Raw genomic sequence first — 7,475 nt, forward strand, 5'->3', positions numbered from 1 at the left:
TCCTTTGTCGTGCGGCGGCGTCGCGGCCGGCCTCACCGTGCAGGGCTCGCGGGAGGCCGGAGCGACCCCGCCATCTCGCGGAGCCTGAACTTCTGGATCTTGCCGCTGGGCGTCCGCGGCATCTCTTCCACGATCTCCAGCCGCTCCGGCACGTACTGCCGGGCCATCCGCTGCGCCTCCAGGTGGCCGACCATCTCCTCGAAGGACAGGCCGGCGCCCTCCCGCAGACGGACGAAGGCGCAGGCGCGTTCGCCGAGGCGCTCGTCGGGGTAGCCGACGACGGCGACCTCCGCGACCGCGGGGTGCTTGAAGAGCAGGCCCTCGACCTCGACGACCGGGATGTTCTCGCCGCCGCGGATGACGATGTCCTTGGACCGGCCCGCGATCCGGATGTAGCCGTCGGCGTCCATGCGGGCGAGGTCGCCGGTGTCGAACCACCCTTCGGCGTCCGTGGTGTCGAGATCGGGCCGCTTCAGGTAGCCCACGAAGTTGGAGCAACCCCGCGCCTGGAGCCGCCCTTCCTCGCCGGCGGGCGCCGCCCGGCCGTCGGCATCGACGACGCGCACCTCCATCCCCGGAAGGGGACAGCCGTCGGTGGAGGTGGTCTTCTCCTCCGGGTCGCCCGGCCGCGTCGTGGTCACCGCCCCGTTCTCGGACATGCCCCAGGCGGAGACGACGGCGGCGCCGAGCGCCTGGCGCGCCTTGGCCACCAGCGGGCGCGGGATGGGCGCGCCGGCCGAGACGAACACGCGCAGGCTCGGCGTGCCCTGGCCGGTGCGCGCGACGTGGTCGGCCAGGTCGTTCAGGAACGGCGTCGCCCCCATGGTGAAGGTGGCCCGCTCGTCCCGGATCTGGCGCGCCATCTCCGCGGCCGCGAAGACGTCCTGCAGGACCGCGGTGGCGCCCAGCATCACCGGCAGCACGACGCCGTACATGAAGCCGAGCTGGTGGGCGAGCGGCGAGGGCATGTGGATCACGTCCTCCGCGCCGAGGCCGAGGCGCTCGGCGAAGGGCGCGAGGTTCGAGAGCATGGTGTTGGAGGTGTGCATCACCCCCTTCGGCTCGCCGGTCGTCCCGCTGGTGTAGAGGAGCTGAATGACGTCGTCCGGGGAAGGGCCTTGGCCCCGGAGCGAGGCCCGGCCCTCCTCGCCCGACCGCGGGGCGAGCAGCGCATCGAACGCCGTCTCGCCCTCGCCGCCGGCGACGAAGACGTGGCGCAGGGCCGGCAGGCGGTCGCGGACGCCCGCCACCATCGCCGGATAATCGAAGCCGCGGAAGCGCGCCGGCACCACCAGCACCTTCGTCTCCGCGAGCCCCAGCATGAAGCCGAGCTCGCGTTCGCGGAAGATGACCATCAGGGGGTTGCTGACGGCGCCGAGCTTGAGGCAAGCGATGTGGAGGACGGGGAACTCCCACCAATTCGGCAACTGGAAGGACACCACGTCGCCGCGCCCGACACCGCGCTCCCGCAGCGACAGCGCCACCAGGTCCGAGACCCGGTCGAGCTCGCGGTAGCTGAACCGCGCCTCATCGCCGGTCTCGGAACGCTTGGCGACGAGCGCGGCCTTGTCGGGCGTCCGCGCGACGGCGCGCGCCAAGTGGTCGAGGAGGGTCTCGTCCCGCCAGTGCCCCTCCGCCCGCATCGCGGGGCGCCGCCCCGCCAACCGCTTCCGGTCGATGTCCATCGCTTCCTCCTGGTCTGTTCTCCCGGGCGTCTCGCGCGCCCTTTTCCGCCGCCGGCGGCGCTCAGGCGTGCGCCGTGGCGTACTGCACGGCGGCCTTGCCGGCCCGCTCGCGCGCGACGATCAGCTTCATGATCTGCGCCGTGCCGTCGCCGATCTCGAGGCCCATGACGTCGCGCAGGCGCTGCTGGTGCGGCAGGTCGAGCGACCAACCGTAGTGGCCGTGGGTCAGCAAGCACTGGTGGATGACGTCCACCGCCGTCTTGGGCCCGAGCCACTTGCACATCGCGGCTTCGGCGGTGTGCGGCGCGCCCTCGTCGCGCAGGCGCAGCGTGTGGAAGCAGAGCTGGCGGACGGCGGCGACCAGGCCCTCCCCCTCCGCGAGGGGGAAGGTGACGCCCTGGTACCGGGCGAGCGGCGCGCCGAAGGCCTGGCGCTCCTGCACGTAGGCCCAGCTCTCGTCCAGCGAGGCCTGGGCGGCGGCGCAGCATTGCAGCCCGATCAGGGCACGGCTGTAGTCGAAGCCCTGCATCACCTGCACGAAGCCCATGCCCTCCTCGGCCAACCGGTTCTCCGCCGGGACGCGCGCGTCGTCGAAGAAGACCGAGCCGCGGCCGATCGCGTGGCTGCCGAGGTCGTTGAACCGGGTGGTGGTGACGCCCCGCGTGTCCATCGGCACCAGGAAGGCGGAGACGCCGCGCGCCCCGCTCTCCGGCGTCCCGGTGCGCGCGAAGACCACCGCCGCGTCGGCCTGGTCGGCCATGCTGATCGAGGACTTCTCGCCGTTCAGCACGTAGGAGTCGCCGTCGCGGCGGGCGGAGAGCGCCAGGTTCGCCGCGTCCGAGCCGCCGCGCGGCTCGGTGAGCGCGATGCAGAACAGCGCCTCGCCCGAGACGATGCGCGGGATCCAGTGGCCGGCCAGCTCCGGCGAGGCGTGCCGGGCGATGATCTGCCCGTTGAGCGAGGCGAGCAGCGGCACGTAGGCGACGTTCATGTCGCCGTGCGCCACCGCCTCGATCGCGAGCCCCGCGGTGACGCTCGGTTCGCCGAGGCCGCCGTAGCGCTCCGGCAGGTCGGCGCCGATGAGCCCGAGTTCGCCCATCTCCCGCACCAGCGCGCGGTCCACGCGCCCCTCCCGCTCGCGCGCCATGTAGCCGGGCGCGATCCGCTCGCGGGCGAAGCGCCGGGCCGTCTCCTGGAACGCGCTCTGGTCCTCGCTCAGGACGCCGGCCATGGCGGCGGCGCCTACTTCTGAAACTTGCGGAAGTCGGGCTTCCGCTTCTCGTTGAAGGCGCGCACGCCCTCCTGGCTCTCTTCGCTGGCGTAGTACATGGTCAGCGCCTGCATCCCCATGCCGCTGATGCCGCGGATGCTGTCGCTGTCGGCGTTGAAGGAGCGCTTGGCGATGGCGATCGCGGTCGGGCTCCGCTCCATGATCTCGGCGCACCAGCGCGCCACCTCGGCGTCGAGTTGGTCGTGCGGCACGACGGCGTTGGCGAGGCCCATGGCCTGGGCCTCGGCGGCGGTGTAGCGGCGGCACAGGTACCAGATCTCGCGCGCCTTCTTCTCGCCGACGATGCGCGCCAGGTAGGCGGTGCCGAAACCAGGGTCCACGGAGCCGACCTTGGGGCCGACCTGGCCGAACTGCGCCTTCTCCGAGGCGATGGTCAGGTCGCAGATCGTCGCCAGCACGTTGCCGCCGCCGATGGCGTAGCCCTGCACCCGGGCGATGACGGGCTTCGGCACCTCGCGGATGATCGATTGCAGCTCCTCGACCGGCAGGCCGATGGTGCCGCGGCCGTCGTAGTTGCCGTCGTGCGCCGACTGGTCGCCGCCGGTGCAGAAGGCCCGGTCGCCCGCGCCGGTCAGCACGATGACGCCGACGGCCTTGTCCCAGCCGGCGCGGTTGAAGGCGTGGATCAGCTCCTCGCAGGTGCGGCCGCGGAAGGCGTTCATCACCTGCGGGCGGTTGATCGTGATGGTGGCGACGCCGTCGGCCACCTCGAACAGGATGTCCTCGTACTGCATGGCGGTCGCTCCTCCCTTGTGTTCTGCCGGCCGATCCACGGCTCCGGGCCAAGGCCCTCCGCCGATCGGGCGGCTCAGCCGGCCATGGTCAGGCCGCCGGACACGCTGAGCACCTGTCCGGTGATGAAGGCGGCGTCGTCGCTCGAGAAGAACAGGATGGCGCCGGGCAGGTCCTCGGGCTCGCCGATGCGGCCCATGGGGACGGCGCGGCGGAACGCCTCCTCCAGCTTCTCGGGGTCGCCGGCGCCCTTCTTGTATTCGGCGAACAGGGCGGTGTTGGTGGCGCCGGGGCAGACGACGTTCACGGTGATGCCGTGGCGCGCGTGTTCGCGGGCCAGGGTCTTGGAGAAGCCGACCAGCCCCGCCTTGCAGGCGGCGTAGACCGCCTCGCCGGATGAGCCGACCCGGGCGGCGTCGGAGGCGATGTTGACGATCCGCCCCGCGCGGCGCGCCAGCATGCCGGGCAGCACCGCGTGGTGCATGTTGAGCGCGCCGACCAGGTTGATGGCGATGAGCTTCCGCCACTCCTCCGGCGTGCTGTCCTTGAACAGCCGGAACACGTCCCAGCCGGCGTTGTTCACCAGCACGCCGATGGGCCCGAGCGCCTCCTCGGCGGCGGCGACCGCCCGCGCGACGGCGGCGTGGTCGGTGATGTCGCAGGCGAAGGCCTGCGCCGCGCCGCCGGCGTCGGTGACAGACGACGCGGTGCGCTCCGCCGCCGCCAGGTCGATGTCGAAGACGGCGACCTTGGCGCCTTCCTCCGCGAAGCGCCGGCAGGTGGCCCCGCCGATGCCGCCGCCGCCGCCGGTGACGACGGCGACCTTGTCCCTGAGACCGCGCATGGTTCCTCCCCGCGGGTTGGTGCCGGGGCGGCCGAGCGGAAACCGCTGGCCGACCGGATATGGCAAGGGTATGCTACATCTCGAGAGATATGGCAAGGCATTGATGGATCAGCTCGCGAGAAATCCAGCGACCGCGACGCCCGCGACCCGGGACGACGCGGCGGTTCGCTTCGACATCGCCAATCGGTTGTTCCTGCGGCTGTACCAGGCGTCGAACCTGATGCACAAAACAGGAACACGCGCCGTGAGCGACTTCGGCGCCACGACCCAGCAATGGGCCGTCCTGGGTGCGCTCTCGCGCCCCGCGGTCCGCGAGCACGGCATGACCGTCAAGCAATTGATCGCCTTCCTGATGGTCAGCCGGCAGAACCTCACCGCGGTGCTGGACAGGCTGGAGGGCGCGGGCCTGGTCGAGCGCGTCCGCGCGGCGGGCGACGGCCGGCTTCGCCACGTCCGGTTGACGCCCGAGGGCGACCGGATCTGGTCGGGCATGCTGGCCAGCATTCGCCGGTACTACGACGACGCCCTGGCCGGCTTCTCCACCGAGGAATGCGTGCTGTTGTTCCGCCTGCTCGACAGGCTGCGGGACGGCCTCGGCCGGATTGCCGGTCCCGAGGGCGATTGAGCCGCTGCCGGGAAGCGGGGCCGTCCGGTTTGGACGCGACCGGGCGTGAAGTGATGGAAGAAGCAGGCGCTCGGGAGGCGGCGACGGCCCCTGGGTGTGGTCGGGGTCCGCGCCCGGGCCTTACGAAAGCGGCGCGGTGCGTCCTCGCCACGCGACGTTTATATGTGCGTCATGCGGCCGCCGCCGCCGCCTGCCAAGGCGCAACGATCCCCTGCGGGAGGCGCGCAGGGGCTGGCGGGAGATCAGGCGGCGCCGGACGCAGAGGGTGCCGTGTGCTTCAGAGGAGGTTCGCCACCGGCCAAGCCGCCAGCTCCCGGAGGCGCTGGCCGAGGCCCCGCCCCCGCCAGAGGTCCAGGGTCACCGGCACGGCGTGGGCCATGACGCGCGTCATCGAAGCCCCCAGCGCCGCCGCCGCCTCGGGCTCCAGGACGATGGCGTCCACCTCGTTGTTCCAGGCCACGCTCCGCCGGTCGAGGTTGGACGAGCCGACCCAGGCCCAGGCGTCGTCGACCACACCGCACTTGGCGTGCAGCACGCTGTTCCTGACCTCCCAGACGCGGACGCCGGCCTCGAGCAGCGGCCCGTAGGACGCGCGCTGCGCGGCCAGGGCCACGCCCTCGTCGGACACGCCCGGCAGCAGCAGGCGCACGTCCACGCCCCGGCGCGCGGCCCTCGCCAGCTCCGCGTGCTCCCGCTCCGTCGGCACGAAGTACCCCGCGCAGAGCCAGACGCGGCGGCGCGCGCCGGCGATGGCGGCCATGCGCGCGGCGTAGAAGTACGGACGGCCCGCGCGCGGCGCGCTGCCCAGGACGCGCATCCGGGTCCGGCCCGACCCGGTCGGGGGCGGGAACCAGTCCCGGGCCGGCAGCGCGCCGCCGCCCTGCCTGGCCCAGGTCTCGAAGAAGAGCCGCTGCAGCGCCGCCACCGCCGGGCCCTCGACCCGGATGGCGACGTCGGCCCAGCACGCGTCTTCCGTGGTCTCGACGGGGCCGCCCTCGGCGGCCCGCCTGCAGGAATTTTCGTACACGTGGTCGAGGTTGATGCCCCCCGTCATGGCCACGCGGCCGTCCACCACCGCGATCTTGCGGTGGTCGCGCCGGTTGGGCCGCCAGCCCCCGCGCGCCTCCAAAGGGTTGACGGGGTTGAAGGACAGGAGGTTCGCCCCCGCCGCGCGCAGCGCGTCGAAGGCCTCCCCCGGCGTGTCCTTGGACCCGAAGCTGTCGTAGACGACGTTCACCGCGACGCCCTGGCGCAGCTTCGCCCGCAGCAGTTCGAAGAGCGACGGACCACCGTCGATGCGGGGCACGCTGACGTCCTGGAGGATGTAGAACTCCAAGTTCACGTGGTCCCGCGCGCCCTCGACGCCGCGGAACAGGCCGGCGAAGGCCTGGAGGCCGCCGAAGAGCGGCGTGACCTCGTTGCCGGGCAGCACCGGCGCGCTGGCCATCGCCTCCCGGAACAGCGGGTCGGCTTCGATCGGCACGCCGGAGCCCGGCGGCGGCAGCTCCGGGAACCGGGCGCAGCCCGCGGCCGCGAGGGCCGGCGCCCCCGCCAGAAACGCGCCCGCCGCCGCACGCCGCTTGACGCACGGCCCCGCCGCGCGGTCGTTCACATCGGCGGTTCCCTCGCCTCGACCCTCGCCCACGCCGCTGTTCCCCATGCCGCCGCTTTCCCTTGGAACGGGTTCCCCGGTTTGGCCGGCGCGGGCGCTACCGCGGCGGGAGCGCCGCCGCGATCGCGTCCGCCAACCGCCCCAGCGCGCCGCTCATCGCGGCCGCTACGGCGGACGGGCCTTGCCCCTCGACCGGGACGGTGAACCGGAAGGAGCGCGCTGCGCCGGGCCGCCCCGGGCCGAACCGGAACGCGACCTGCGCCGCGAGTTCCACCGTGCTGGACGGGCCCGCCTCGAAGCGCTGCAGCTCGGCCTCGACGGCGGTGTCGGCCGCCAGCCTGATGGCGCCCGCGTCCGCCAGCACCGTGCTTCCCGGCAGGCGCTGCGCCAGGTCCTCCGCCAGCACGCGGCTCACCATGCCGCCCAGGGGTTCGCCCCAGCGGACGTTGCGGAGCACATCCAGCCGGGAGCCCGGCCCGGCGCGCACGATCTCCGAGCGGTCCAGGTAGCCCGGCACCCCGACCCGCCGCAGCTCGACCACGCGCGCGGCGGTCCTGGCGGGTTCGCCCGGGACGGCCACCAGGCGGTGGTAGTCCGGCTCCGGGGAGGAGCACGCGGGCACCGCGAGGAGCAGGTGTCAAACGCCTCCGCGAACCCGGCCGCTGGCGCCATCGAAAACCCCTCCA

General features: G+C 73.1%; 7 protein-coding genes. 1 reads left to right on the top strand and 6 read right to left on the bottom strand.

Annotated features, from left to right (window positions below; translation table 11 throughout):
- Positions 1-32 precede the first annotated feature (32 nt).
- From aliA to badH, 4 genes are all read right to left on the bottom strand, one after another.
- Complete coding sequence (gene aliA, locus ABD067_RS19365; protein WP_343897023.1) at positions 33-1,685, bottom strand: cyclohexanecarboxylate-CoA ligase; 1,653 nt, start codon at positions 1,683-1,685, stop codon at positions 33-35.
- Positions 1,686-1,746: 61 nt separating this feature from the next.
- Positions 1,747-2,916, bottom strand: a complete 1,170-nt coding sequence (gene aliB / locus ABD067_RS19370; RefSeq protein WP_343897024.1) for a cyclohexanecarboxyl-CoA dehydrogenase — start codon at positions 2,914-2,916, stop codon at positions 1,747-1,749.
- A gap of 11 nt (positions 2,917-2,927) precedes the next feature.
- A complete protein-coding gene (badI, locus tag ABD067_RS19375; RefSeq protein ID WP_343897025.1) occupies positions 2,928-3,710 on the bottom strand; it encodes a 2-ketocyclohexanecarboxyl-CoA hydrolase in 783 nt (260 codons plus the stop codon).
- A 74-nt stretch (positions 3,711-3,784) separates the two neighbouring features.
- Positions 3,785-4,552: a 2-hydroxycyclohexanecarboxyl-CoA dehydrogenase gene (badH, locus tag ABD067_RS19380; protein ID WP_343897026.1), complete on the bottom strand. Its 768-nt coding sequence runs from the start codon at positions 4,550-4,552 to the stop codon at positions 3,785-3,787.
- A 103-nt stretch (positions 4,553-4,655) separates the two neighbouring features.
- Here badH and ABD067_RS19385 point away from each other — a divergent pair, with 103 nt between their 5' ends.
- Positions 4,656-5,177: a MarR family transcriptional regulator gene (locus ABD067_RS19385; protein ID WP_343897027.1), complete on the top strand. Its 522-nt coding sequence runs from the start codon at positions 4,656-4,658 to the stop codon at positions 5,175-5,177.
- Between the two features lie 277 nt (positions 5,178-5,454).
- Here the strand turns inward: ABD067_RS19385 and ABD067_RS19390 are convergent, their stop codons facing one another.
- Both ABD067_RS19390 and ABD067_RS19395 read right to left on the bottom strand, forming a co-directional pair.
- Positions 5,455-6,837 (bottom strand): phospholipase D-like domain-containing protein, encoded by a 1,383-nt coding sequence (locus ABD067_RS19390; protein WP_343897028.1) that lies wholly within the window; start codon positions 6,835-6,837, stop codon positions 5,455-5,457.
- Between the two features lie 49 nt (positions 6,838-6,886).
- Complete coding sequence (locus tag ABD067_RS19395; protein ID WP_343897029.1) at positions 6,887-7,411, bottom strand: PqiC family protein; 525 nt, start codon at positions 7,409-7,411, stop codon at positions 6,887-6,889.
- Positions 7,412-7,475 lie beyond the last annotated feature (64 nt).

The sequence above is a fragment of the Craurococcus roseus genome (assembly GCF_039523795.1).
Lineage (GTDB): Bacteria > Pseudomonadota > Alphaproteobacteria > Acetobacterales > Acetobacteraceae > Craurococcus > Craurococcus roseus.

What these genes read in the sequence shown, in the direction of transcription:
- ABD067_RS19385 (WP_343897027.1), top strand. Translation starts at nt 4,656, where the DNA reads ATGGATCAGCTCGCGAGAAATCCAGCGACCGCGACGCCCGCGACCCGG.
- aliA (WP_343897023.1), bottom strand. Translation starts at nt 1,685, where the DNA reads ATGGACATCGACCGGAAGCGGTTGGCGGGGCGGCGCCCCGCGATGCGG.
- ABD067_RS19390 (WP_343897028.1), bottom strand. Translation starts at nt 6,837, where the DNA reads ATGGGGAACAGCGGCGTGGGCGAGGGTCGAGGCGAGGGAACCGCCGAT.
- aliB (WP_343897024.1), bottom strand. Translation starts at nt 2,916, where the DNA reads ATGGCCGGCGTCCTGAGCGAGGACCAGAGCGCGTTCCAGGAGACGGCC.
- badI (WP_343897025.1), bottom strand. Translation starts at nt 3,710, where the DNA reads ATGCAGTACGAGGACATCCTGTTCGAGGTGGCCGACGGCGTCGCCACC.
- badH (WP_343897026.1), bottom strand. Translation starts at nt 4,552, where the DNA reads ATGCGCGGTCTCAGGGACAAGGTCGCCGTCGTCACCGGCGGCGGCGGC.